24 protein-coding genes and 1 other RNA gene are annotated in these 26482 nt (G+C 33.3%); 18 read left to right on the forward strand and 7 right to left on the reverse strand.

All coding sequences use genetic code 11. The features are described from left to right. Positions 1 to 31 precede the first annotated feature (31 nt). Positions 32 to 1654, reverse strand: a complete 1623-nt coding sequence (locus tag BUC31_RS12565; RefSeq protein ID WP_073244703.1) for an ABC-F family ATP-binding cassette domain-containing protein — start codon at positions 1652 to 1654, stop codon at positions 32 to 34. Positions 1655 to 1833: 179 nt separating this feature from the next. Between BUC31_RS12565 and BUC31_RS12570 the strand changes: the two genes are divergently transcribed. Beyond that, on the forward strand, positions 1834 to 3216 hold the full coding sequence (locus BUC31_RS12570; RefSeq protein WP_073244705.1) for a DUF4369 domain-containing protein: 1383 nt from the start codon (positions 1834 to 1836) through the stop codon (positions 3214 to 3216). 35 nt (positions 3217 to 3251) lie between these two features. Here BUC31_RS12570 and BUC31_RS12575 read toward each other — a convergent pair whose 3' ends face one another. Both BUC31_RS12575 and ffs read right to left on the reverse strand, forming a co-directional pair. Then, positions 3252 to 4058, reverse strand: coding sequence for an SDR family oxidoreductase (locus BUC31_RS12575; protein WP_073244706.1), 807 nt, complete (start codon positions 4056 to 4058; stop codon positions 3252 to 3254). A gap of 89 nt (positions 4059 to 4147) precedes the next feature. Next, positions 4148 to 4246: signal recognition particle sRNA small type (ffs, locus tag BUC31_RS12580), an RNA gene on the reverse strand. A gap of 133 nt (positions 4247 to 4379) precedes the next feature. On the opposite strand from ffs, the gene BUC31_RS12585 reads away from it, so the two are divergent. From BUC31_RS12585 to BUC31_RS12615, 8 genes are all read left to right on the forward strand, one after another. Further along, a complete protein-coding gene (locus tag BUC31_RS12585) occupies positions 4380 to 5435 on the forward strand; it encodes a glutaminyl-peptide cyclotransferase (RefSeq protein WP_073244708.1) in 1056 nt (351 codons plus the stop codon). A 4-nt stretch (positions 5436 to 5439) separates the two neighbouring features. After that, positions 5440 to 5826 (forward strand): acyl-CoA thioesterase, encoded by a 387-nt coding sequence (locus tag BUC31_RS12590; RefSeq protein WP_073244709.1) that lies wholly within the window; start codon positions 5440 to 5442, stop codon positions 5824 to 5826. Positions 5827 to 5852: 26 nt separating this feature from the next. Next, positions 5853 to 7397 (forward strand): hypothetical protein, encoded by a 1545-nt coding sequence (locus BUC31_RS12595; RefSeq protein WP_073244711.1) that lies wholly within the window; start codon positions 5853 to 5855, stop codon positions 7395 to 7397. Positions 7398 to 7541: 144 nt separating this feature from the next. After that, entirely contained in the window at positions 7542 to 8273 is a 732-nt protein-coding gene (locus BUC31_RS12600) for a LytR/AlgR family response regulator transcription factor (RefSeq protein WP_073244712.1), read from the forward strand. A 139-nt stretch (positions 8274 to 8412) separates the two neighbouring features. After that, positions 8413 to 8589, forward strand: a complete 177-nt coding sequence (locus tag BUC31_RS20325; protein ID WP_170861958.1) for a hypothetical protein — start codon at positions 8413 to 8415, stop codon at positions 8587 to 8589. A 91-nt stretch (positions 8590 to 8680) separates the two neighbouring features. After that, positions 8681 to 10756, forward strand: coding sequence for a tetratricopeptide repeat-containing sensor histidine kinase (locus tag BUC31_RS12605; protein WP_170861959.1), 2076 nt, complete (start codon positions 8681 to 8683; stop codon positions 10754 to 10756). Between the two features lie 39 nt (positions 10757 to 10795). Further along, the gene (locus tag BUC31_RS12610) at positions 10796 to 11464 is read left to right on the forward strand and encodes a response regulator (protein WP_073244716.1); all 669 of its coding nucleotides are present in this window, start codon (positions 10796 to 10798) and stop codon (positions 11462 to 11464) included. A gap of 156 nt (positions 11465 to 11620) precedes the next feature. After that, complete coding sequence (locus BUC31_RS12615) at positions 11621 to 12259, forward strand: hypothetical protein (RefSeq protein ID WP_073244717.1); 639 nt, start codon at positions 11621 to 11623, stop codon at positions 12257 to 12259. 28 nt (positions 12260 to 12287) lie between these two features. Here BUC31_RS12615 and glyA read toward each other — a convergent pair whose 3' ends face one another. After that, complete coding sequence (glyA, locus tag BUC31_RS12620; protein ID WP_073244719.1) at positions 12288 to 13562, reverse strand: serine hydroxymethyltransferase; 1275 nt, start codon at positions 13560 to 13562, stop codon at positions 12288 to 12290. A gap of 246 nt (positions 13563 to 13808) precedes the next feature. Between glyA and BUC31_RS12625 the strand changes: the two genes are divergently transcribed. Next, positions 13809 to 14993 carry a hypothetical protein gene (locus BUC31_RS12625; protein ID WP_073244721.1) on the forward strand — a complete coding sequence of 395 codons (1185 nt, stop codon included), beginning with the start codon at positions 13809 to 13811 and terminating at the stop codon, positions 14991 to 14993. Positions 14994 to 15022: 29 nt separating this feature from the next. Here BUC31_RS12625 and ytxJ read toward each other — a convergent pair whose 3' ends face one another. After that, positions 15023 to 15418 carry a bacillithiol system redox-active protein YtxJ gene (gene ytxJ, locus BUC31_RS12630; RefSeq protein WP_073244723.1) on the reverse strand — a complete coding sequence of 132 codons (396 nt, stop codon included), beginning with the start codon at positions 15416 to 15418 and terminating at the stop codon, positions 15023 to 15025. Between the two features lie 158 nt (positions 15419 to 15576). Between ytxJ and clpB the strand changes: the two genes are divergently transcribed. Together clpB and BUC31_RS12640 are read left to right on the forward strand one after the other, a co-directional pair. Next, positions 15577 to 18177, forward strand: coding sequence for an ATP-dependent chaperone ClpB (gene clpB / locus BUC31_RS12635; protein ID WP_073244724.1), 2601 nt, complete (start codon positions 15577 to 15579; stop codon positions 18175 to 18177). A 112-nt stretch (positions 18178 to 18289) separates the two neighbouring features. Then, complete coding sequence (locus BUC31_RS12640) at positions 18290 to 18883, forward strand: TetR/AcrR family transcriptional regulator (RefSeq protein ID WP_073244726.1); 594 nt, start codon at positions 18290 to 18292, stop codon at positions 18881 to 18883. A gap of 59 nt (positions 18884 to 18942) precedes the next feature. Here the strand turns inward: BUC31_RS12640 and BUC31_RS12645 are convergent, their stop codons facing one another. Continuing rightward, positions 18943 to 20580, reverse strand: a complete 1638-nt coding sequence (locus BUC31_RS12645; protein WP_073244728.1) for a PorP/SprF family type IX secretion system membrane protein — start codon at positions 20578 to 20580, stop codon at positions 18943 to 18945. A gap of 84 nt (positions 20581 to 20664) precedes the next feature. Here BUC31_RS12645 and BUC31_RS12650 point away from each other — a divergent pair, with 84 nt between their 5' ends. After that, a complete protein-coding gene (locus BUC31_RS12650; protein WP_073244730.1) occupies positions 20665 to 21207 on the forward strand; it encodes a SixA phosphatase family protein in 543 nt (180 codons plus the stop codon). 80 nt (positions 21208 to 21287) lie between these two features. Continuing rightward, entirely contained in the window at positions 21288 to 21749 is a 462-nt protein-coding gene (gene smpB, locus BUC31_RS12655; protein ID WP_073244732.1) for an SsrA-binding protein SmpB, read from the forward strand. Here smpB and BUC31_RS12660 read toward each other — a convergent pair. After that, positions 21746 to 22387, reverse strand: a complete 642-nt coding sequence (locus tag BUC31_RS12660; protein ID WP_073244733.1) for a protein-L-isoaspartate(D-aspartate) O-methyltransferase — start codon at positions 22385 to 22387, stop codon at positions 21746 to 21748. The genes smpB and BUC31_RS12660 overlap by 4 nt on opposite strands. A gap of 146 nt (positions 22388 to 22533) precedes the next feature. Between BUC31_RS12660 and BUC31_RS12665 the strand changes: the two genes are divergently transcribed. From BUC31_RS12665 to BUC31_RS12680, 4 genes are read left to right on the forward strand one after another with little or no spacing between them, the layout of a single operon-like run. After that, on the forward strand, positions 22534 to 23508 hold the full coding sequence (locus BUC31_RS12665; RefSeq protein ID WP_073244735.1) for a Gfo/Idh/MocA family protein: 975 nt from the start codon (positions 22534 to 22536) through the stop codon (positions 23506 to 23508). Beyond that, positions 23505 to 24395, forward strand: coding sequence for a 3-hydroxybutyryl-CoA dehydrogenase (locus BUC31_RS12670; RefSeq protein ID WP_073244737.1), 891 nt, complete (start codon positions 23505 to 23507; stop codon positions 24393 to 24395). The genes BUC31_RS12665 and BUC31_RS12670 overlap by 4 nt, the downstream gene beginning before the upstream one ends. Positions 24396 to 24419: 24 nt before the next feature. Further along, complete coding sequence (locus BUC31_RS12675; RefSeq protein ID WP_073244738.1) at positions 24420 to 25073, forward strand: YggS family pyridoxal phosphate-dependent enzyme; 654 nt, start codon at positions 24420 to 24422, stop codon at positions 25071 to 25073. Between the two features lie 40 nt (positions 25074 to 25113). After that, complete coding sequence (locus BUC31_RS12680) at positions 25114 to 26481, forward strand: exonuclease domain-containing protein (RefSeq protein WP_073244740.1); 1368 nt, start codon at positions 25114 to 25116, stop codon at positions 26479 to 26481. Position 26482: the final 1 nt, after the last annotated feature.

The raw sequence follows: 26482 nt of genomic DNA on the forward strand, positions 1-26482 counted from the left end.
AAACAACTATTTGGGTTAATCTATTCTATGCTTAATTAGCGTACATTTTGTTACGCTGATCTTTTAATGCCTTGTCAGACATATATTCATCAAACGTAGAATACCTATCAATGTTGCCTTTTGGAGTTAATTCTATGATTCTATTTGCAACAGTTTGCGCAAACTCATGATCATGTGTCGTTAACATTACAGTACCCTTAAAATTCTTGAGTGAATTATTAAATGCAGTAATACTTTCTAGATCCAAGTGGTTCGTTGGTTCATCTAACATTAATACATTTGCACGCATTAACATCATTCTGCTTAACATGCAACGTACTTTTTCTCCTCCAGAAAGAACAGTACACTTTTTAAGTGCTTCCTCTCCACTAAATAACATTTTACCCAAGAAACCACGAATATATACTTCTTCGCGCTCTTCTTCTGTTTTAGCGTATTGACGTAACCAATCTACCAAGTTAATGTTACCAGTAAAGAAACCTGAATTATCTGCAGGTAAGTAAGATTGTGTAGTAGTTATACCCCATTGAAAAGTACCTTTATCAGCTTTTTTATTGCCATTTATGATATCATAGAATGCTGAAGTAGCTCTTGAGTCTCTTGATATAATAGCAATTTTATCTCCTTTTGCCAAGTTAATATTTACGTTACTAAATAATAGCTCACCTTCATCGGTTGAAGCAGAAAGTCCTTCTACGTTTAAAATCTGATCACCAGCCTCACGTTCTCTGTCAAAAATAATTGCAGGGTACCTACGGCTAGATGGTTTAATATCATCAATTTTTAATTTAGAAAGCATTTTTTTACGAGAAGTAGCTTGTTTACTCTTTGCAACGTTTGCACTAAAACGAGCAATAAATTCTTGTAATTCTTTTGCTTTTTCTTCTGCCTTCTTGTTTTGTTGTGCACGTTGACGAGCCGCTAACTGACTACTCTCATACCAAAACGTATAGTTACCAGAATATAAATTCAATTTTCCAAAATCGATATCACCTATATCAGTACAAACCGTATCTAAGAAGTGACGGTCATGACTTACTACTATAACAGTATTTTCATAATCTGCCAAGAAGTTTTCTAACCAACTGATTGTTTCATAATCCAGGTCGTTTGTAGGTTCATCCATTATTAATACATCAGGATTACCAAATAACGCTTGTGCTAAAAGTACACGTACTTTTAATTTAGAATCTAGCTCAGACATTAAAGTAAAATGTAAATCTGCACTAATACCTAAATTTGAGAGTAATGCCGCCGCGTTGCTATCTGCGTTCCAACCATTCATTTCTTCAAACTTCACCTGCAACTCCCCTATTCTATCAGCATTTTTATCATCGTAATCTGCATAAAGGGCATCTATTTCCTTCTTAATCTCATACAAAGGCTTGTTACCCATTACTACTGCTTCTAATACCGTAAAATCATCGGCAGAGTTATGATTCTGTTCTAATATAGACATTCTCTTACCTGGCTCTAAATGAACATGACCAGAAGTTGGGTCCATTTGCCCAGCAAGAATTTTCAAAAAAGTAGATTTACCTGCGCCATTGGCACCAATAATACCGTAGCAATTACCCTGGGTAAAAGCAACATTTACTTCATCGAACAACACTCGTTTTCCAAATTGAACAGAAAGATTAGAAACAGATAACATAGAAACAAAATTTTAAAAATCCGTGCAAAAATACTGAATTTCTAGGCTTACTCTACTTAGTTTAGCATCAAATTCGACAAAAGATTATTAAGTTAGCGGTTAACAACATTTAACTAGCTATTAACAACATCTGGTGATTAGGTTTGTTATTTTTGACTATCACCAGTCCCATATACTATATGATAAGATTTTTACTCTCTGCATCCGTAGCCTTATTAATGGGTTGTTCCTCCACAAAAAAAGATTCTGAAACAGTACTGTTTGCTGGTGAAATAGTGAATCCTACGAGTGATCAAGTTATTTTACTGAAAGGCGGCGTAAAGGTCGATTCCGCAAAGATTGATAACAATAACCGATTTGAGTTTAAGCTTTCTTCCATTGAAAACGGTTTGTACCACTTTAATTTAGCTCCAGAACATCAATATGTATACCTAGAAAAGGGCGATAGTCTTATGGTTAGGCTTAATACTATCTATTTTGATGAGTCTTTGGTTTTCTCTGGTACTAATGAAGAGACCAATAATTTTTTATTAGAGTTATTTCTAGCAACCGAAGAAGAAGATTCTGCTATGTATTCCGAGTATTACGAATTAGAACCCTTAGACTTCGCTGATAAAATACAATCTCTAAGACAAGACAAAGTTGCTACACTAAATGAGTTAAATTCAGAAAATCTAATTTCAGAAGAAGCAATTAAGTTATTAACCGGCAGTATAGATTACACGTATAATAGATATAAAGAAATTTACCCCTTTCAACATAAAAGAAAAACTGCTGAGGAAAATCTTCATGATTTACCTAAGGACTTCTACTCGTATAGAAGTCAAATAGATTACGGTGACCACACATTGACCTACCTTAGACCTTATTACGATTTCATGAAAGCTCATTTTGGCAACTTATCTTATATGAGCTGTAAAAATGAATGCAAGAACGCTCATGAAGACGAAAGCAAGCAATTGCATTACAAAAAGCATAAATTACATCTGATTGACAGTCTTGTTATTGAAAAAGAATTGAGAGATAATCTTTTTAGAAATGTAGCATTTGACTATTTATTAAAGAAAAAAGATGCACCTGAAAACACAGAAATATTCTTAACAGAATTTAAGAAAGTTTCCAAAAACAATATGCACATTGAAGAAATTGAAAACCTTTATCAAGGTATTGCAAATCTTCAGCCTGCAAAAGTTATTCCCGATTTAAAGGTGATGACCTTCAACAATGAAAATAAGACTTTAACTGAAATTGCAGCAAACAAGAAAGTCTTATTTTATTTCTGGTCTGGCACTAACAAAAAGCAATATTTAGAGATATTTAAACGAGTGTCCATACTTAAAGAAAAGAAACCTGACCATGAGCTTATAGGTATTAACATTAAAACAGATTACGACCAGTGGAAAACTATCATATCTACGCTTGGTGTAGATCCTTCATCACAATATCATAGCAATGATTTTAAAGAGCTTACCGAGAAATTGGTGCTCTACCCTATGAATAAAGCTATTATAACTGAAAACGCGGTAATAGTTGATGGCTTTTCTAATATCTACAAAAACTAGTAAACTAAAATTTTAATAGATTTTATTCTAGGTTGTTACGAACTATGACCTTCAAGCAACTTCTCAAACCAAAGACCCGGTAATAAATTCTTGAGGGTTAAAGAGAATTTTTGAATAAATGAACCTACTTTATAATGAGGTTTAGGGTTTTTAGTTTCAATAATTTTAGCAATCTTCTTAGCCACATCAGCTGGATCACCACCACTATCTACATCTGCATCTATAGCCTCTAAAGTACTCTTATAGGCATTTCTGTAAGCTGAATTTTCATATACAGGAGTGTGATATCTACCAGAAGCAATATTAGTAGCAAAATCACCAGGCGCCAATGTTGTAAGCTTTACGCCAAAAGCTTTAGTCTCCATTCTGTAACTCTCGGTTACAATTTCTAACGCTCCTTTTGATGCTGAATAAATACCTCTAAATGGCAAACCCATATAACCCGCAATAGAGGTTATATTAATAATAAGGCCATTTTTCTGCTCACGCATAACGGGCAAAACATTGTTCATCACATTTAATGGTCCGTTGAAATTGGTTGCAAAGGCTTTTAAAACTTCTTCATGAGGAGTTTCTTCCATAGGTCCTGTTATACCTATACCTGCATTATTTATAAGTACATCAATTCTATTTTCAAGTTCAAGTAATGATGCAATACAACTTTTAATAGTTTCTTGTTTTCTTACATCCATCTCTAAAAGTGGAAAATCTGAAAATGACGGATATTTACTCTTGCTACGTGTTGTACCGTAAACTTTATACCCTTTTTCTTTTAAATGTATACCTATTGCTTTGCCAATACCTGAAGACCCACCTGTAATTAGTACTACTTTTTTTTTCATTTTATAGAAAATAAGCGATGCTAAACGTTATATAGAATTGGTTTTGAATATGTTACCTTAAATCTTAAAATTTCACTCTAAGGCACAAAAAAAGGCAAGCTACCTACATCGCACCGCTACGACCATATACCCTTGCTGTGTTCCCACCCTGGGGGATTCTACAGGAGCTGGTCGTGTAGGACTTGCCAGGTGCAAATATACAATCTTTTAAAACTTTGACAATCCTTTAGTTTCTAATTTTTATGAATTAAATTGCCTATTAATAACAAGAAACCCTTCTTGTATACACTTACTACATAAACTTAAACACCCGTTTTCTTAATGAAAATTATAAATTTTTTCTGTATCGTTCTTATTACCAGTTTGTTTACCGCTTGCGGAAGCGGCAACCAAAAAGCATCATCTCTATTCGAAATTAGCTTAGAGAAAAATGCAAGCCAAGTTAATTTGAACCAAGAAATTGGTATAAGTATTAAAAATAAAAAGGAAAAACAGATAGAAAGCGTTGAATATAGCATTGATGGCACTAAAATTCCGGTCAATAATGATAAAATAAAAATTGATTTACCCACATTAGGAAACAAAATTCTAACTGCGAAAATTACTTTTGATGGTGAAACCGTTGATATCAACAAAAACCTTAAGGTACTTTCTGAGAAAGCTCCTGAAATTTACACCTACACCATTATTAAGGAATACCCGCACGATACCAAAGCTTATACACAAGGCTTAGAATTTTATAATGACACCTTATATGAGTCTACAGGAAAAAAAGGGCAATCTTTTTTAAGAAAATTAGATTTTAAAACTGGAGAAGTTTTTGAACAGATAGACTTAGACGAAACTTATTTTGGAGAAGGCATAACTATATTGAATAATAAAATCTATCAGCTAACATGGCAAAGCGGTCTAGGTTTTATATATGATTTAAATTCTTTTAAAAAATTGGACAATTTTCAATACGGAAAAAGTCGTGAAGGCTGGGGATTAACAAACGACGGCTCTAAAATTTATAAAAGCGATGGAACAGAAAAAATATGGTTTTTGAATCCAGATACAATGACAGAGGAAGGTTACATAGAAACGGTAACCAACTCATCAATATTTAATTCAGCCAACGAATTAGAATATGTAGACGGAAAAATTTATGCTAATGTTTATCAAAAACCGAGTGTCATGATTATTGATAGTAAAACAGGAGCTATAGAAGGTGTTATCAATTTCAGCGGTTTAAGTGATATCATTACTAAAACTGAGAATTGGGATAAAACAAATTACGTGCTTAACGGTATAGCGTACCACCCAGAACGCAAGACATTTTTTGTTACTGGTAAGTTCTGGGACAAAATGTTTGAAGTGCAAATAGAGAAAAAATAGAAATATGGCATTTCAAAAAGAGATTGTTGTTTCGCATGACGATTTAGACGATTTAAACCATGTAAACAATGTGCGTTATGTACAGTGGATACAAGACATTTCTAAAGAACATTGGCAAACAGTAGCAACTGCAAAAATGCAGCAAGATGTTATTTGGGTAGTATTAACTCATCATATAGAATATAAGCGGGCAGCAGTATTAGATAACCCAATTGTTATATCAACACACATAGAATCTAGTTCTGGTGCTAAATGTGTTAGAATTGTAGAAATGAAACACGGCACTACCAATAAATTACTAGTTAGATCAAGCACAGAATGGTGTCTTCTTGATAGTAAATCTTACAGACCAATACGAATTCCTGAAGAGATCAAAGAAATTTTCCTTTAATTTAGATGATGTAAAACCTTTTTAGCGTGCGCCTTAGAATCTTAACTGTACTCACTATTTTATTTACTATTCTATGGAGCACCTCTTGTAGAAAAGATTTTGAATACGCCCCAAGTAACGGTCATCTTTCGTTTTCTAAAGACACCGTTTACCTAGATACCGTTTTCTCTAATATAGGAAGCAGTACGTATACATTAAAAGTATATAACGATACTAAAGATGATGTTATCATCCCTGCTATTACCCTTAAAAACGGTGTTGAAAGTTTTTACAGATTAAATGTTGATGGGGTTGCAGGTAAAGAATTCAAAAACATACCGCTTTACGCTGAAGACAGTCTTTTTATTTTAGTCGAAACTACTATAGATATTAATGATGATACATTAAACGAGCTCCTATACACCGATGCTATTCAATTTGATAGCGAACCTTTTCAACAATCTGTTGAATTAGTGACATTAGCAAAAGATGCCATATTGCTATACCCTAATAAAAATACGAACAACAACGCAGAATCTATTGTGCTTTATAATGACGAATTAGGAAACCCTATTGAAATAGAGGGATTCATTTTACCTGATGAACATTTAAATTTTACAAAAGATAAATCTTACGTTATCTATGGCTACGCTATCGTACCTGATGGTAATGAACTAATTATTGATGCAGGTACGCGTGTGCATTTCCATCAGAATTCTGGAATAGTAGTCCAAAATGGTGCTACTATTACTATAAATGGAGAAATAAGTGAAAATGAAGGATTACTAGAAGGAGAAGTTATTTTCGAAGGAGATAGACTTGAGACCGAGTTCAACAACATAGCAGGGCAATGGGGAACTATTTGGATAAGTGCAGGGAGTAAGAATAACTCCATTAATCATTTAACTATTAAGAACGCGGAATTAGGCTTATTCGTTGAAGGGCAAGAGAATGAACCAGAAGAAACCTTGACCATCACAAACAGCCAGATACTTAATAGTTCTACACATAATCTCTGGACTAAAAATGCCCACGTAAATGCTGCCAATATCATATTGGGTAGCGCAGGCAGCTCTTCTCTTCTTATAGAGAATGGTGGTAATTACTCATTTACACATGCAACAATTGCCAACTATTGGAACAAAGGGTTTCGATTTAATGCTAGTTTAGCTGTAAGCAACACTTCAATTACCAACTCAAATAACGGATTTGATTTATTGGCTGCGGATTTTAAGAACTGCATCATTGATGGAAATAGCGCTAATGAAATTTCACTTCAGAGCAATAGTCAAAATTCTTTCAACTTTAGTTTTCAAAATTGTTATATCAAATACAACGAAAATCAATCTTCCACAGAGAATAACATATTATACGATTTCGAAGATGAAGCCCACTACCCCAATGTTATTTTAAATGGAGAATTGGATTATTTTCAACCATTTGAAAATGATTTTAAAATAGGATTAAATTCTGAAGTCATCAATAAAGGTGATTTAAATATTGCGAATTCTACGCCGTTAGATATCATTGAAACAGCACGAATACCTAATCCAGATTTAGGTGCATATCAGGCAATAGAGAAAAATTTATAACTTTATTACGGGAATAAATGAAGGATTTTTCTCTCACAAGTCCCGTAAACACTCATTTTATAAACATGTCCTCTCTTTTTATAAGGACATTCTAGGTAAACCTTTTCCTGCCTATGTTTAATTTCGTAGTATACGCTATTTTATTTGAATTATACTTACACCATAATCGACTCTGATGCTGTTTCAAATTTGCAGTTGCATGCATTTTTGGATGAATATGGTGACTTTGAATGTATAAACACCACCAACACCCCTTCAGACGGATTAAATGATATTTTAAAGTACTCTCCTGATATTGTTTTTATTAATCTTAACAATGATTATTCATCTGTATTTCTAATGGTTACAGAAATTCATCAATACATGAATCAGTTACCAATCTTAATTGGTATTGCATCTACTAAGAATTATGCGTACGATGCTATAAAAAATGGGTTCTTCGATTACTGGCTACAACCATTTAATGAATTTGATATTCGCAAATCATTATTGAAATTGCAAAAAAGAATACCTAAAGAGAAGGCGCCCGCTACTATATGTTTAAAATCATATAACGATTTTCAATACTTAAACACTAACGACATCCTCTACTTAAAGGCAGATAATAATACTACTGAATTTTTCATGAAAGATGGTACAATTATCAATGCCTATAAAACGTTAAAGACTTTTGAAAATACTTTGCCCGATAATTTTATGCGTGTTCACCAAAGTTATATTGTTAACACTAGTTATGTTTCTCGTATCAACTTCGGAAAATCTATCTGCGCAATTAAAGCGGTGAACGAGAATATTCCTTTTTCAAAAACTTACAGAGAGAATATGAACAACCTTAAGAATATTCTTTCTAAAAATACCTTTTCCTCTTTAAATTAAAGAATTCTCTCACAATTGGTTCATTTACTAACAGAATCAGGTCATCCACTTAAGACTTAAAATATTGACATCGTTGCTCAACGAACGGTGGTACTTTGGCTGTAACATAAACCAAAAACCCCTAAAAAACAGAAACAGTATGAAAAAAGTAGTAAGTATTTTAGCCGTTGCAATAATGACTATAGGTATGGCAACTTCAATTATTCAAAACACAGCTAGTGAATTTGATTTCATAAATGATATTTCTAAAGCTCTAACTTGCGATGATTGTTACATGCCACCGGCAGATAGAAAACCACCAAAAGGTATTGCATAACAAGCTTTATAAAACAAAAATAGCCTTTAACAATCTTGTTAAAGGCTATTTTTTTATACCTTGGTTTTTAATCCTTATAAAATCATTTTTTTTGAACAAGTCTTATTTTTACATAATAATACTCTTTCTACTTTGCCTCAGTTGTTCAAAAACAAAACCTGAAAAGGTAATTCAAGAAACATATACAACTATAGACAGTATCTCAGTCTGGGCATCTGAAAGCAATAAACCTGAAATAAAAAAAGAAGATAAATTAGCCTTACAATTAAAAGCATACAATCTTGCTAAAAATATAGGCAATGACTCTCTAAAAGCCCTATACTTCTCAAACCTTTCTTACAACCCCAATTTCATAACTGACAGTTTATTATACCGGAAAGTAAATGAACAAGCCAAATTGCTCAATAAGAGCATTAAAGATTCCTCTGCTCTTGGTAATGCCTATTGGGATTTGGCATTTTTTTTTGAAAGATATAATGTTAAGGATAGTGCCTTTTACAATTATTCAGAAGCACTAGATATTTTTAATTCCATTAATGATAAATCTAGCACTGGACAAATGTATTTGTACATGGCAGTCATTCAAATGAAAATTAAAGATTACATAGGTAGCGAAGCAAACACCGTAAAAGCCATAGAATATTTTAAATCAATTGATGACAACAAAAAATTGTCTGATAGTTATAATCTTTTAGGTATCGTTTTAAACGATTTAGAAGAATATGAAAAATCACTTTCGTATTACAATGAAGCTTTATATTATCTAAAAAAGACCCCCAATTTCAATATTAGAGAAGCGACTCTCATAAATAACATTGGAGTAATCTATAGAGACAACGAACAGTACCTATTAGCAATTGAAAATTTTGAAAATGTTTTAGGCACCAATAACTTATTTGTAAAAAACCCCAACCTATACGCCAAGGCATTAAGTAACCTTGCAACTTCTAAATTATATAATAAGGACACTATTGATGTTGAAAATCTTTTCATCAAAGCAATTGAAATTAAGCAGAAAGAAAATGACCTTGGTAGTTTGGCCTCAAGTTATTACAATTATGCAGAATATAAAGCTTACGCTAAAGACACTTTAAATGCTATAATCAAGGGCAAAGAATCTGAAAGGTTGGCATACGCAGGAAATTCAAATGAGCAGCTTTTAAAAATATGGCCATATTTAGCGGTTTTAGAAAAGGAAAATGCTACAGAATATTTCAAAAAATTTACTGCACTTAACGATAGTCTACAAAAAGAAGACCGTAAGCAGCAAAATAAATTTGCTCGAATACGCTTTGAGACCGATGAATTTATAGCTGAAAATATAGAGCTAGAAAGTGAGAAAGAAGTACTCTCAAAACAAAAGCAAATTTGGATAGGTATTGCCACCGGATTCTTTTTACTTGGTCTTTCTGTCTACATCATTATCAATCAGCGTGCAAAAAATCAAAAACTTAGGTTTGACCAACAGCAACAAGCAAACAACCAAGAGATTTTCAACCTAATGTTAATGCAAAAGCAAAAAGTTGATGAAGTAAAACGACTTGAACAAAAACGAATTTCAGAAGAATTACATGATGGTGTTCTTGGTAAAATGCTTGGTGCCCGTATGATATTGACAGGCTTAAATAAGCGTGCTACGGATGAAGCCATTCAAGAAAAATCTAAAGCACTTGGTTCTTTACAAGAAATTGAGAATGAAATACGATCTATATCTCACGAGCTAAGCCATAGTGCTTATCAAAAAATAAACAACTTTACTGATTCTGTTGAAACCCTTCTTGCCAACAATAAAAATGCAAACATTAAAACTATCTTTCATTTTAACGAAGATGAAAATTGGGATAGCTTAGCTGGCGATATCAAAATAAATGTGTATCGGATCATACAAGAAACGTTTCAAAACGCTATTAAACACTCTAAATGCACATACTTTGAAGTTACCTTCTATAGAAACGACGATCAATTCAATGTTATCATGAGCGATAATGGAATTGGCTATAATATAAATAAAGGTAAAAAAGGTATTGGTATTAGAAATATTACCTCTAGAATGGATAAACTAAAAGGAACCTTTCATATAGATTCTACTGAAGGGCAAGGCACTACGATTTCACTTAATATTCCGGTAAATCTAAAGATTAAAATAAGTACCAATAATAATACCTAATATAAAAACGTTTAGTAAATTACAATAGAATCGTAATTTATGAACACTGTACGAATTTTAGCGGTAGATGATCACGAAATGACTGCTCTTGGATATAAATATATTCTTGAGGATTCTGAGTTTGCAGACTTTAATGTAAAGGTAGAAATTGCTACTAGTTTTGAAAAAGGCAAAACTAAGATTGAAACTTCAAAACGAGCCGTACCTTATGATGTTATTTTATTAGATATTCAATTATTCTCTCCAGAATCTAAAGACCCTAGAACAGGTATTGATTTAGGCATTGTAGCAAGAAATGAAGTGCCTAATTCAAAGGTGGTATTCATGTCTTCTTACAGTGACAATTATAGAATAAACAACATTTTCAAAACCGTAAACCCAGACGGGTATATGGTTAAATCTGAAATAGATGAAATGTCTCTTAAAACAATGGTAGAAACTATTGTAAATGAATCTCCATATTACACTGCCAGCGCGCTATCTGCAATACGTCGTAGAATGTCTACCAATATCGTTATTGATGAGCAAGATCAGAAGATTTTATATCATCTATCTCAAGGAATACACACAAGAGACATTGCCCCATTAATTGGCTCTGCAAACACTACTGTAGAAGCAAGAAAACGGCAACTAAAAGCTTTATTCGATGTTAAAAATGGTAATGACCTTGCCTTGATAAATGAAGCTAAAACGCGAGGTTTCTTATAACAGACATCAAAATTACAACTTACTGAATATCATGTGTTTATGATTTTTTAGATGATTTTATCATAATATCCTCCGAAATTCTAAGGTTTTCCTAAGTCAAATTGCAAAGTGAGAAAAGTATCTTTATGTAAAAGAATGCTATAAATTTCTACCTTTATGCCCTTTAACTACGAAAATTTTATTAATAATTCAAAACTAGAATATACTAAAGAAATTTCTGGTATCGATGAATTTCTAAGCGCTATTGGTTTTCATTATTTTTCTAATGTAAAGCTTAACAACCAGCATATTACCTTTAATTCTATCAGTTTAGTTTTAGAAGTTTCATGTAATTTAGATTTACTTGAATTACTTGCTCACTTTAATACAGGTAGATGGGGAAATAGCGGAAAAGAAGATTCTCCCTTACATATAGCTTTAGAGACTCTTGATACAAAAAATCAATATAACATAGATATTGAAGAGTTTACACTATTCTTAAACGACACTAGTATTGTTATAAAAAGAATTTATGACAGGAGTATATCAACGCAATTAAATGATATTTTAAAACAAATAGCATTTAATTATGTGTTTTTAACAAGAGGGCTTACTCAAAAGCCTTACGAAATATTTGTTCCCATATTTGAAGATTATATCGAGAATATTGAAGCAGATGATGAGCAATTAAATATGGCTCCAAAATCTTATTCAGAATTTTGGGGAATTTACTTAGATAAAGATGATGAGGCTTCTATTTACGACGTAAATAAGAATACTTATGTTAGTGGTGATTTAGAGTTTTTATCAGAATAAAAACTCTAAATCAATTACTAACTTTTAGTTATGCATTAAAAATTGGTCTTGTATTCATCATTGCATTAACCTTCTCTTTCACTTCTTTTATAATAGTTTCATTTTCAGGATTTGTAATTACCTGATCAATAAAATCTACCACTTTTTCCATATCGCTTTCAACTAAACCTCTTGTGGTTATTGCTGCTGTTCCAAAACGAATACCAGAAGTTACAAATGGCGATTTATCATCAAATGGCACCATATTTTTGTTTGCTGTAATATCTGCTAAAACCAATGCTTTCTCAGCATCTTTACCAGAAATGTCTTTATTTCTAAGATCTATAAGCATCATGTGATTATCCGTACCGTCAGAAATGATATTGTAACCTCGTTGTACAAAAGATTTAGCCATGGCATCGGCATTTGTTTTTACCTGAGCTATATACGTTGCGTATGACTCTGTTAATGCTTCACCAAAAGCTATTGCCTTACCAGCGATAACATGTTCTAATGGACCACCTTGATTTCCTGGAAAAACAGCTAAGTCTAATAAAGCAGACATCTTTCTAAGATTTCCATTTTTAAGTTTGATACCAAACGGATTTTCAAAATCAGTGCCCATTAATATTAAACCTCCCCTTGGACCTCTTAATGTTTTATGTGTTGTTGTAGTAACGATATGACAATGAGGAATTGGGTTATTCAACAATCCTTTCGCAATTAATCCTGCTGGGTGAGAAATATCAGCAAGCAAAATAGCATTCACACTATCTGCAATCTTACGAAAACGTTCAAAATCCATATCTCTAGAATATGCAGAAGCACCAGCTATAATAAGCTTTGGCTGTTCTTTTGTAGCTACTTCTTGAATTTTATCATAATCTAACCTTCCAGTTTCTTTATCTACCCCGTAAAATACAGGATTATATAATCTACCTGAAAAATTAACAGGAGAACCATGTGTTAGGTGACCACCATGAGATAAATCAAATCCTAAAATTTTATCACCCGGGTGTAAACATGCGTGATATACAGCTGCATTAGCTTGAGAACCTGAATGAGGCTGCACATTTGCATATGCCGCACCAAATAGCTCTTTTGCTCTATCAATAGCCAACTGTTCTACTTTATCTACTACTTCGCAACCGCCGTAATATCTTTTACCAGGATACCCTTCAGCATACTTATTTGTAAGTACTGAGCCTTGAGCTTCCATTACCTGAGGACTAGTAAAATTTTCAGAGGCAATTAATTCAATGCCATTGATTTGACGTTGTCTCTCTTCTTCAATTAAATTAAAAATAGTAGTGTCGCGTTGCATGATGATATTTCTTTTAAATCAGCTGCAAAAATACAAATAGCGTATCTATTGAAATATAAAAAAGAGCACAAACACATAACTTATTTATTAAAATTAGTTAATAACTATACTGTTATAGCTTATTAAATAATAATGAATTCATGCATCTCATCGAATATATACTATTCATCATCCTATTACGTTTAATATTAACCCTTTTGTGGCACGGCTGTTGAATAGCTATTATAAATCATAAAAATAATAGACATGAAAAAATTTCTACTATTTAGTTTTATCGGTATACTACTTTCTTGTAGTGGTGTAAAAAAAACACAGGAAGCTCTGAACTCTGGTAATTACGAGGCTGCAATTAATAAAGCAGTTATGAATATTGCAGAGAATAAGAACAAAAAAAGTAATCAGCAATATATAGTTCTTCTTGAAGAAGGGTATAAAAAAAATACCGAAAGAGAACTGCAACATATTAAATTCCTTAAAAAGGATGGTAATGCTGCAAACTATGAAGAGATTTTTAATGCCTACGGTAGATTAAAATCTATTCAAGAACGAATTCGACCTTTACTTCCTTTACAAATTCAAGATGAGGGCAGAAGAGCACAATTCAACTTTAAAAATTATGATGATGATATTATTGCCGCAAAATCTAAATTATCTGAGTTTTTATATAACAAGGCAAATGCACTTTTAACTGACGCTAACTATAAAGCTGATTTTAGAAACGCGTACAATGATTTAAATTATTTACAGGAAATAAATCCAAACTATAAAGATGTAATCTCTAAAATAGATGAAGCATATCAAAAAGGATTAGATTATGTTATTGTTGATATGACAAATAATACAAATCAGATTATACCAAAAAGGCTAGAAGATGAGCTTTTAAATTTGAATACATACGGCCTAAACTCTAACTGGACGGAATACCATACGAACAGACTACACAATCAAGTGTATGATTATCAAATGGAAGTTTCTTTTCAAGACATAAACATCTCACCTGAACAAATTAGGGAGAAACAAATAAGCAAAGAAAGACAAATTAAAGATGGATATACTTTTGTAGAAGACCGCAATGGCAATGTAGTTTCTGACAGTTTAGGTAATAGCATTAAAGTTGATAAATTCAAAACAGTACGTTGTAATTTTTACCAGTTTACACAGTTTAAAAGTGCACAGGTTACTGGGGTTGTAAATTTTATTGATCTAAAGAAACAACAAAAAATAAATCAATATCCATTAACAAGTCAATTCGTATTCGAACATATTTATGCTAATTATGATGGTGATAAAAGAGCGCTAGATAATGACTTGGTTTCTCTTTTACAACTTGCAAGAGTACCATTTCCCAGCAATGAACAAATGGTTTATGATGCCGGTGAAGATTTAAAAAATAATCTTAAAAATATCTTGAACAATCAAAGTTTCAATTAAAAAAAAGCCCCGTAATTACGGGGCTTTTTTTATATGTATTGTTCTAGCTTAATATTAGATATTGCGTTGTGCGAATCATGCATTACCACTACCCCATTCTTTACTATTAATAACTGAGGAGATTGATGCATTACACCAAACTCAGAAGCAACAGCATTAGAAACATCTCTATTTGCCAACAAATCTAAAAAGTAAAGATCCATTTGCCCCTCTTCTAGCCCGTAACTAATTTTAAACATATTCAACACCATTCTACTTATTCCACAAGATGTGGAATGTTTGAATATCACTTGTGGTCTACTACTAGACACTTCTTTAATATCTTTCAATTGAGCTACGGAGTTTAGAGGTATCCACGGTATACCTGATGATTTTTTTTCATCACCACTGTTAGAACCTCCAAATAAACCACCAAATATTCCCATAAAATTCTTAATTTAATATAGTCATTTCAACACAACCAAACTGACTAAATGTCAGCATATTTTTAAGATTTTCAGCCATTTTGTCCTGAAAACCTAATTGGTAAGATTGTTGAATATTAGCTATCAAAAGTATTACAATTAACTAAAACCTAAAGAATATGAATATAAATAATTTCACAATAAAATCACAGGAGGCTATTCAACAAGCCCAGCTGATTGCCCAAAATAACGGACATCAGCAAATTGAAAACGAACACTTATTTAAAGCACTTACCGAAGTTGAAGAAAATGTAATGCCCTTTTTAATTAAAAAGCTTGGGATTAATTTTTCACTAGTTCAACAAATTTTAGAAAAAGAACTTTTAAGCTTTCCTAAAGTTGAAGGCGGTGACTTACTATTTTCTAGAGAAGCTAGTAAGACTTTAAACGAAGCCAGTATCATCGCCAAAAAGATGGAAGATGAATATGTTTCAATAGAGCATTTATTTTTAGCCATCTTAAAATCCAAAAGCAAGATAGCACAGATCCTAAAAGACCAAGGTGCAACCGAGAAAGATTTAATGGCTGCGATAGATGAATTGCGCAATGGCGATAAGGTTACCTCACAAAGTGCCGAAGACAATTATAACTCACTTAATAAGTATGCCAAAAACCTAAATGAATTAGCAGATAGCGGTAAACTAGATCCTGTAATTGGGCGTGATGAAGAAATACGTAGAATTCTACAAATTTTATCAAGACGTACTAAAAACAATCCTATTCTTGTAGGTGAGCCTGGCGTGGGTAAAACCGCTATAGTTGAGGGCTTAGCGCATAGAATTATACAGGGCGATATTCCTGAAAACCTAAAGGATAAAGTAATTTACTCTTTAGACATGGGAGCATTAATTGCCGGCGCCAAATATAAAGGTGAATTTGAAGAGCGACTAAAAGCCGTTATAAAAGAAGTTGTCAGTGCTGATGGTAATATCATATTATTCATTGATGAAATACACACTCTTATTGGTGCAGGTGGCGGACAAGGTGCTATGGATGCCGCTAATATTCTAAAACCAGCTCTTGCAAGAGGTGAGTTAAGATCTATTGGCGCAACTACTTTAGATGAATATCAAAAGTATTTTGAAAAAGATAAAGCTCTTGAAAGAAGATTTCAAAAGGTGGTTGTAGACCAGCCAGATACTGAAAGTGCTATTTCCATCCTTAGAGGTATTAAAGAAAAGTATGAAGCTCATCATAAAGTACGTATTAAAGATGAAGCGGTAATTGCTGCTATAGAGTTATCACAACGATATATAACCAATAGATTCTTGCCAGACAAGGCTATTGATCTTATGGATGAGGCTGCATCTAAACTTAGAATGGAAATTAATTCTAAACCAGAAGAGCTTGATGTGCTTGATCGTAAAATAATGCAAATCGAAATTGAAATCGAAGCGATTAAACGTGAAGATGACAAGCAAAAGCTTAAGGTTTTAAATCTAGATTTAGCCAACATAAAAGAAGAGCGAAATGAAATTTTTGCGCAATGGGAGAGTGAAAAATCTGTAGTTGACAATATTCAACAGACAAAACTCGACATTGAAAATTTCAAAGCTGAAGCTGAACGTGCCGAACGAAATGGAGACTATGGCAAAGTAGCAGAAATTAGATACGGTAAAATTAAAGAAGCGCAAGAGAGTTTAACAAAGCTACAAGATGATTTAGCAGAGCAACAACATGCAGGTACTTTGATTAAAGAGGAAGTTACCAGTGATGATATTGCAGAAGTAGTTGCAAAATGGACAGGCATACCTGTTACCAAAATGTTGCAAAGTGAACGCGAAAAGCTATTGAAACTTGAAGAAGTGCTACACAAACGCGTTGTAGGTCAAGAGGAAGCTATTGAAGCAGTTTCTGATGCTATACGTAGAAGTAGAGCCGGGCTCCAAGATTCTAAAAAACCTATTGGTTCGTTTCTTTTCTTAGGAACTACAGGTGTTGGTAAAACAGAGCTTGCTAAAACACTGGCATCGTATTTATTCGATGATGAGAATGCTATGACAAGAATAGACATGAGCGAATATCAAGAAAGACATTCGGTTAGTAGACTTGTAGGTGCACCTCCAGGATATGTTGGTTATGATGAAGGCGGACAATTGACCGAAGCGGTTCGCAGAAGACCTTATTCTGTTGTGCTTTTAGATGAGATTGAAAAAGCTCACCCAGACACTTTCAATATCTTATTACAAGTATTGGACGAAGGTAGATTGACAGATAACAAAGGTCGCGTTGCAGATTTTAAGAATACAATTATTATCATGACCAGTAACATGGGTAGCGATATCATTCAAGAAACATTTGAAAACGCAGTAGATGTTGTTAGTGCAGCAGAGACCGCCAGAGTTGAAGTTCTTGGTCTTTTAAAGAAAACGGTTCGACCTGAGTTTATAAATAGAATCGATGACATTGTAATGTTTACACCTTTGACTAAAGATAACATCAAAGAAATTGTAAGACTACAATTGGAAAGTTTAAAGAAAATGTTAGACAAACAACAAATTACCTTAGACGCCACCGAAGAGGCTATCGATTACTTGGCAGAGAAAGGTTACGACCCTCAATTTGGCGCAAGACCAGTAAAAAGAACTATTCAGAAAGAAGTTCTAAACAACATGTCTAAAGCACTACTAAGTGGTGACATTAAAGCTGACAGCGTTGTTTTACTTGATGCCTTTGATAATAGTTTAGTCTTTAGAAATCAAGAGGAAATTACAGTCTAAATTTAATAAAATGACAAAAAAGCGTTCATATTAAATATATGAACGCTTTTTTTTATCAACAGTATATACCATACAGTATAGATTATTTATATTCGCATTAAAACAGTCTATTATGTCAACCAAAGCCGAAAGAACTACTGCATTTATTATTGAGACTGTCGCACCTGTATTTAATAAACACGGGTATGTAGGCACAAGTATGAGCGATTTAACCGATGCAACTAATTTAACTAAAGGTGCGCTTTATGGTAATTTCGAAAATAAAGAGGCATTAGCATTAGCTGCCTTCCAATACAATAGAAGCTTATTACTTGCCGCCATTGACGAGCATTTATCAATTGAAGGTAAGGCTATGGCTAAAATTGAGAATCTTATTGAGTTCTATAAAAAGTATGACATATTCACCATGAAAATGGGTGGCTGCCCTATATTAAATGTTGGCATAGATGCACAACACAATAACAAACTACTTGCTGCCGCCGCAAAGGAAACAATAAAGGATATTGAAGGAAAAATAGCCTTGGTCTTTGAAAACGGAATCAATAATGAAGAACTTAAACTACCGGTTTCTCCACTACAATTCTCAAAACAATTATTTACGATTATTCAAGGCGCCATTGCAATGGCAACGATTACAAAAGACCGTAAGTACCTACTGAATACAATAACGTATTTAGATGTATTAATTAAAAGAGAACTTAAATAAATCTTTCTCTTACACTTTAGTGTATTCTAAACGAACACATTAGATAATAGTAAAATTTACTACTCCCCCGTTACCCTGAATATCCAGATTTTATCAGTGTATTTGCCTCCTAATTTAGAGTCTCTAGCTTCTCTAGCATCTTTAATGAAGTTGTATTTAGCTAGATAAACATAATTATATTTATTCTTTTGTCTAAAGAATGATTTGGCATTGATTCCTTTTTTCTGCATATCTGCCAAGAAAGCGTCTAAATACTTCTTAGTGCCAAATACATTGGCTATTAAGTAATAACCAGGCTCTAAAGAACCTTCTTTGGTTACTTCTTCATACTTCTCACCAGCTTTAACCTTTACAACTTCATTTCGCATTGCTAAAGCTTCGCTTTGCGCAATTGAATCTTGTCTTTGTTGTTGAGCCAATGCTACAGCTGCTGCTTCTTTTTTCATAACCGCCGCTATAGAATCTTGTTGTCTTTGTTGTTTTAAAGCATTTGCAGAAGCTAATGCTTGTGCCGATCTTGCACTTTCTACAGAATCACTTTTTCTTCTGATATCTCTTTTTGATTCCTTTACTACTAAATCAGATTTTCTTGAAGCGGTCTGAATTGAATCTTTTAATCTATTGCTTTCAATAAGTGCTAAACGCTCTTGCTTTTTAGATTCACGCTTCAGTGCCAACTTTTCAGCCTTTGTTAATTCATTAGACAATACTTCTTTCTCCTCTTGCTTAACAAGTGAATCTTCTTTTTGCTTTTCCTCTCCGGCAATTAATTGTTCTTCGAGTTTTTCTTCAGGTGTTTGAAGCGTACCTAACTTATATGATGTTACCAATTCGAAAGAAGGATCTTGTCCCTTTAAATCTGAACTAGTACCCACTTCAATTAACGCACCAAAAGAGAATCGCTTAAAGAAACGACCTCCAACACCTCCTGAAAATCCGTAAAAGCTATTATAACCTGCTTGTGCCCAATATTTATTTGTCGTTAACAATGTAGTCAACCCTACTTGGTTATCTAAACCTGGTATCGTCTTATAATACAACATAGGTCTTAAAACAGAACTATCATCCGTACTTAAAACGTCAACAGGAAAATCATAGCTTACCAAAGCCTGAAACATTCTATCATCAGGACTAGAATTACGCTCATTAGAAGTGAAATTATAATCGAATAAGTTTTCTGATACTAGACCAATATTAAATCTATCAATACTCAAATTAACTCCTGGTGCCATTTGCAGAATAAAATCATTCTCCGCAGTAGTCTGTAATGGGTTAGGTATAAAAAAGCGATCATCTGCTAACTTCTGCTGAAATGCAAACACATTTAAACCAACACCTAAAATAACACCTTCACTCAATTCTATGGTATGAGCATAGTTAAGAGCTGCACCGGTATTCAAGAAAATTCCTGTATTGTGTTGAAAAAAACCAACACCGGCAGCTGAAACATCATTAAGTCTTGTTGTGTAATTTAAAAATAACGAGGTTGGGTCACCATCATAAGATTGCCATTGCCATCTAGCCCACAAAGCTACTGAAGAAGGATTATTGCGATTTAAACTATAAGCAGGGTTTATTAAGCTCCCGTTATACTCCGTGAGGTTTTGTTGCCTAAAATCAGTAGGTAAAACGACTTCCTGAGCCTTAAGACCTAGAACTACAAATCCGATAAGAAGCGCCCCACAAAAATTTTTCATATGCAAAAAAACAAAAAATAGACTATTTATAGTACTATTTTGAAGTAATTTTAGTTATTAATTTAATACACCAAACATAATTCCATGAAAGCATTCAAAATTGTTCTTTTTATTTTGCTAGCAATCAATCTTTCTTGCAAAGATGAACCAGTAATTGATAAATCCCAAGAACAAACTTCAATTTCCACTTTTTACCTTATAAGACATGCCGAAAAGGACAGAAGTAATCCTGATGATGTTGACCCAGAGTTAAACCAAAAAGGACTAGGTAGAGCTATGCATTGGGCAGAAATTCTTGCTGATACAGAATTAAACGCTATTTATTCTACTGACTATAATAGAACTGCAATGACTGCTGCACCAACATCTGTGAAGCAAAATATCGATGTTCAATATTATGACCCTAGCACGATTGATATTGCTCAATTTAAAACAGACAATTTAAATAATAAAGTTTTAGTTGTTGGTCACAGTAACACCACACCTGAGTTTGTCAATAAATTAATTGATGAGCAAAAGTATTTTGATATCGATGATAGCGAGAACGGAACTCTATTTATTGTTAAAATCATTAATGGTACACCTTCTGTAGAAAAACTTATTTTCAATTGTAACTGTCCCGATTAATATTTCCATCTTTTAATAACAACAGCAATTAGCTCTAAAAGGCTAAGACATTCTTTTAATTGTTCTTACTTTTGTCTAAGATGCAGAATACAATAAACATTAAGAATAAAAGAGCTCGTTTTGAATATGAGCTTTTAGATAAATTTACCGCAGGTATCGTTCTTGCAGGCACCGAGATTAAGGCTATACGAGAAGGTAGAGCTTCTATCTCAGAGAGTTTTTGTGAGTTCAACGATAGAGAAGAGCTATTTGTTATTAATATGCAAATAGATGAGTATTCTCATGCATCTCATTTTAACCATAAACCTAAAGCAGAGCGTAAATTACTTTTACAAAAAAGAGAGCTTAAAAAACTCAGCAAAGAAGTAAACACATCTGGCTTAACGATTGTACCACTTCGTGTATTTGTTAACGAAAGAGGTTTTGCAAAAATGCAGATTGCATTAGCAAAGGGTAAAAAGCTTTACGATAAAAGAGAGTCTATTAAAGATCGTGACAACAAGAGAGATCTTGATCGTATTAAAAAGAATTTCAATAATTAATTTTTATTTTCTAGCAAAGGCACAAATCTAAAAGAACCGTATTCGGTTTTAGAGAATTCTTTTTCTGTGGTTCTAACGAATAATGTCATTATCTGTTCTTCAAAACCAATAGGTATTACTAACCTACCCCCTACTTTTAATTGAGCTAATAATGCTTTTGGTACTGCTGGCGCACCGGCAGTTACTATTATACGATCAAAAGGTGCTTCTTTTGGTAAGCCTTTATAACCATCTCCAAATATTACTTGCTTAGGTCTATAACCCATCTTCTTAAAAAAGAGATTCGTTTTCTTAAATAGCTCTAACTGTCTTTCAACAGTATACACTTTAACCTTTAGTTTCAAAAGAACGGCAGTTTGATACCCACTACCCGTACCAATTTCCAAAACCTTTTGTCCAGGTTCTATTTCTAGTAATTCCGTTTGAAAAGCAACGGTGTATGGATGCGAAATTGTTTGGTTTGCAGCAATAGGAAACGCTTTGTTTTGATAGGCATGCCCCTCAAAACTACTGTCAATAAATAAATGTCTAGGTATCTCTCTAACGGCATCTAGCACTTTTTTATCAGCTATTCCTTTGTCTATCAATACTTGCGCTAAATGGTTGCGCATTCCCCTGTGTTTTAAGGTATCTTTCAATGGTAGTCGGTTTGTCCTTCAAAGTTAACAAAGTTCTTCAAACGACGGAAGAAGCAACGAAAACTAATCTTTATTTTTTATAAAATTGAAATACCGCATAGGATAAAAGTACCTAACTATGCGTATTTTTGGAGAAAACGAAACAAATGCTAAAAGTTGGTGTTTTGGGAGCTGGGCATCTAGGTAAAATCCACCTTAGACTTCTAAACGAATCTAAAAAATATGAACTAATAGGGTTTCACGATGCCGATAGTTCAAACGGAGAAAAAGTAAGTTCAGAGTTCGGGTATACATATTTCAAAAAACTCGATGATTTAATTGATGCCGTTGATGTTGTTGATATTGTAACTCCTACTCTTTCACATTACGATTGTGCAAAAAAGGCTATTGAAAAAAGTAAGCATATTTTCATCGAAAAACCCATCACTCATACTATAGAAGAAGCTAATTCACTTCTCGCCTTAGAAAAAGAATATGGCGTAAAAGGACAAGTCGGACATGTAGAACGCTTTAACCCTGCTTTTACTTCTGTAAAAGACGCTATCAATGAACCAATGTTCATTGAAGCACATAGATTGGCTGAATTTAACCCTAGAGGTACTGATGTGCCTGTAGTTTTAGATTTAATGATTCATGATATCGATGCCATTTTAAGTGTTGTAAATTCTGAAGTTATACAGGTTAATGCTAGCGGAGTATCTGTTATTAGTCAATCGCCAGATATTGCAAATGCTAGATTAGAGTTTGCAAACGGTTGTGTAGCAAATTTAACTGCAAGTAGAATTTCTTTAAAAAACATGAGAAAATCGCGCTTCTTTCAAAAGGACGCCTACATATCGGTAGATTTTCTAGAAAAGAAAGTCGAAGTTGTAAAAATGAAAGATGCCCCAGAAGAACCAGGAGATTTCGACATGATTCTGCAAAATGCGGAAGGTATCAAAAAGCAAATTTATTTTGAGAATCCATCAATTGAGACCAATAATGCCATTTTAGACGAGCTCGAATCTTTTGCCGAGGCAATAAACAATGATACAACCCCAGTAGTAAGTTTAAAGCAAGGTACACAAGCACTAAAAGTTGCTTTACAAATAATTGCAGAATTTAATCCAAAGAAAATATGAATACAATAGCAGTTATAGGCGCAGGTACAATGGGCAACGGTATTGCCCACGTATTTGCTCAAAACGGATTTCAGGTTCACTTAATTGATGTTTCTAAAGAAGCCTTAGATAGAGGTCTAGCAACCATAGCAAAGAATTTGGACAGAATGGTTACTAAAGAAAAAATAACTATTTCTGATAAAGAAAATACTCTAGCGAACATCAAATCTTTTACAGAATTGAAAGCGGGTGTTTCAAAAGTTGATCTTGCAATCGAAGCTGCCACTGAAAATGTAACAATCAAACTGAAAATTTTTAAAGAGCTTGATGATGTTTGTGATCCAAATACCATTTTAGCCTCAAATACTTCTTCTATTTCCATAACTCAAATAGCTGCTGCAACTAGTAGACCTGAAAAAGTTATTGGAATGCATTTTATGAATCCTGTTCCGATTATGAAATTGGTAGAGATTATTAGAGGTTACAGTACTTCTAATGAGACTACAACTGCTATTATGGAGCTTTCTAAAAAATTAGGCAAGACTCCGACCGAAGTTAATGACTACCCTGGTTTCGTAGCAAATAGAATTTTAATGCCAATGATCAACGAGGCAATTGAAACTTTACACCATGGTGTTGCTGGTGTAGAAGAAATAGATACAGTAATGAAATTGGGTATGGCACACCCCATGGGGCCGTTACAACTAGCAGATTTTATAGGATTAGATGTTTGTCTTTCTATCTTAAATGTAATGCATGACGGATTCAAAAATCCAAAATATGCACCATCTCCTTTACTTGTAAATATGGTTATGGCAGGAAAAAAAGGAGTGAAATCTGGAGAAGGATTTTATGATTACGCTGAAAATAGAAAAGCTGAAGTAGTATCAAGCCAATTTACAAACTAGAAGCATCTAAGAATTCATAGTTATATGTCTATAAAAGAAAATCTATTAGCTATTAAAAAGAACATTCCAGACACTGTAACTTTGGTTGCAGTATCGAAAACGAAACCCATGTCATACATTCAAGAAGCGTATGATGAGGGACAACGAGTTTTTGGGGAAAATAGAGTTCAAGAAATGACTGAAAAGTGGGAGAATATGCCAAAAGATATTGAATGGCACATGATCGGACACTTACAACGCAACAAGGTCAAATATATGGCTGAATACGTTTCTTTGGTACATGGTGTTGATAGCCCTAGATTATTGGCAGAAATAAACAAACAAGCGGAAAAACACAATAGAGTTATTTCATGTTTATTACAAGTACACATTGCAGAAGAGGACACTAAATTCGGGTTTAACGAAGAAGAGCTACTTGATTTAGTAGCTAACGAAGAATTTAAAGCTTTTAAAAATGTAAAAATTGTGGGGTTAATGGGCATGGCTACCTTTACCGAAAACATGGACCAAGTACGTAGAGAATTTGCTAGTCTTAAATCACTCTTCACAAAACTTAAAAGTAATTATGCTGATTTCACTACCCTTTCTATGGGTATGAGCGGTGATTACAACATCGCAATTGAAGAAGGTAGCACAATGGTACGTATAGGAAGTAGTATCTTTGGGTCTAGAAATTAATATCTAAAACCTTACCACCCCATAAATTATATTATAATACATGTACGCAATTTTAGATATTGAAACTACTGGAGGAAAATTCAATGAAGAGGGAATCACTGAAATTGCTATTCACAAATTTGATGGTCAAAAAGTAGTTGACAAATTTATAAGCCTGGTAAATCCTGAAAGGGAAATACAACCATTTGTTGTTAAACTTACTGGCATCAACAGTAAAATGCTAAGAACGGCACCTAAATTTTACGAGGTAGCTAAGCGCATTATCGAAATTACAGAAGATACTGTTATTGTAGCCCACAATGCTCAGTTCGATTATAGAATTTTGAGAACAGAATTTAGGCGATTAGGTTATAATTTTGAACGCAAAACCCTTTGTACCGTAGACCTTTCTAAATTATTATTACCCGATGCAGAATCTTATAGTTTAGGCAAACTAGTTAGATCATTAGGCATACCAGTAAGTGATCGCCATAGGGCTAATGGTGATGCCTTGGCAACAATAAAACTCTTTAAACTTTTACTTGCCAAAGACTCTGAAAAAATTATCATAAAGGATACTATCAGAAAAGAAACTCAAGGTGAGCTCTCTGAAAAACAATTAGATATTGTAAGAGATTTACCTAATAAAACGGGCGTCTTCTATATGCATAATAAGGATGGAGACATTATTCACCTTAGCAAATCTAGCGATATAAAAAAGAGGGTCAACCAGATTTTTACCAAGACCAATGATAAATCTAGAAAGCTAACCAAAGACACTAAAAAAGTTACTTTCGAACTTACAGGAAATGAACTTGTTGCGATATTAAAAGAGCATGAAGAGCTATTAAAGCTTAGACCTAAGTATAGTACCATTCCTAAAAAAAGAATGTATAGTCACGCTATTTGCAAGAGCGTTAACGAAAATGGTTATTTCTCTTTAGATATTAAACCTTATAGAGAATGTAAAGAGCCACTAGGGCTTTTTAACGGAGTATTCAGTGCCAAGAATTATTTGTATAAAATTACGAAAGAGTTTGACTTATGTGAGAAAGTAAACGGTATTAGTGAAGCTCGTAACAATTGCTCGGGCTATGATGAAGGCAATTGCAAAGGTGCATGTATAAATAAAGAAGATGTCGAAGAATACAATAAACGTGTTATTGCTGCAACTACTAAAAATAACATTAACGGCAAGAATGTTGTGGTGGTAGATAAGGGACGAGAAATTGGAGAACAAAGTGCTATTTTAATAAAAAATGGCTCTTTAGTCGGATTCGGATTCTATGATCTTAACTATCAAATAAATAATATTCATATCTTAGAAAGTATTATAACCCCTATGAATGGTACTAGAGATGCTAATTATCTTATTGAATCTTATTTAAGAAAGAAGAGAGTACTTAAAATAATAGAAATAAACGATTAGT

The organism is Maribacter aquivivus (genome assembly GCF_900142175.1).
GTDB lineage: Bacteria > Bacteroidota > Bacteroidia > Flavobacteriales > Flavobacteriaceae > Maribacter > Maribacter aquivivus.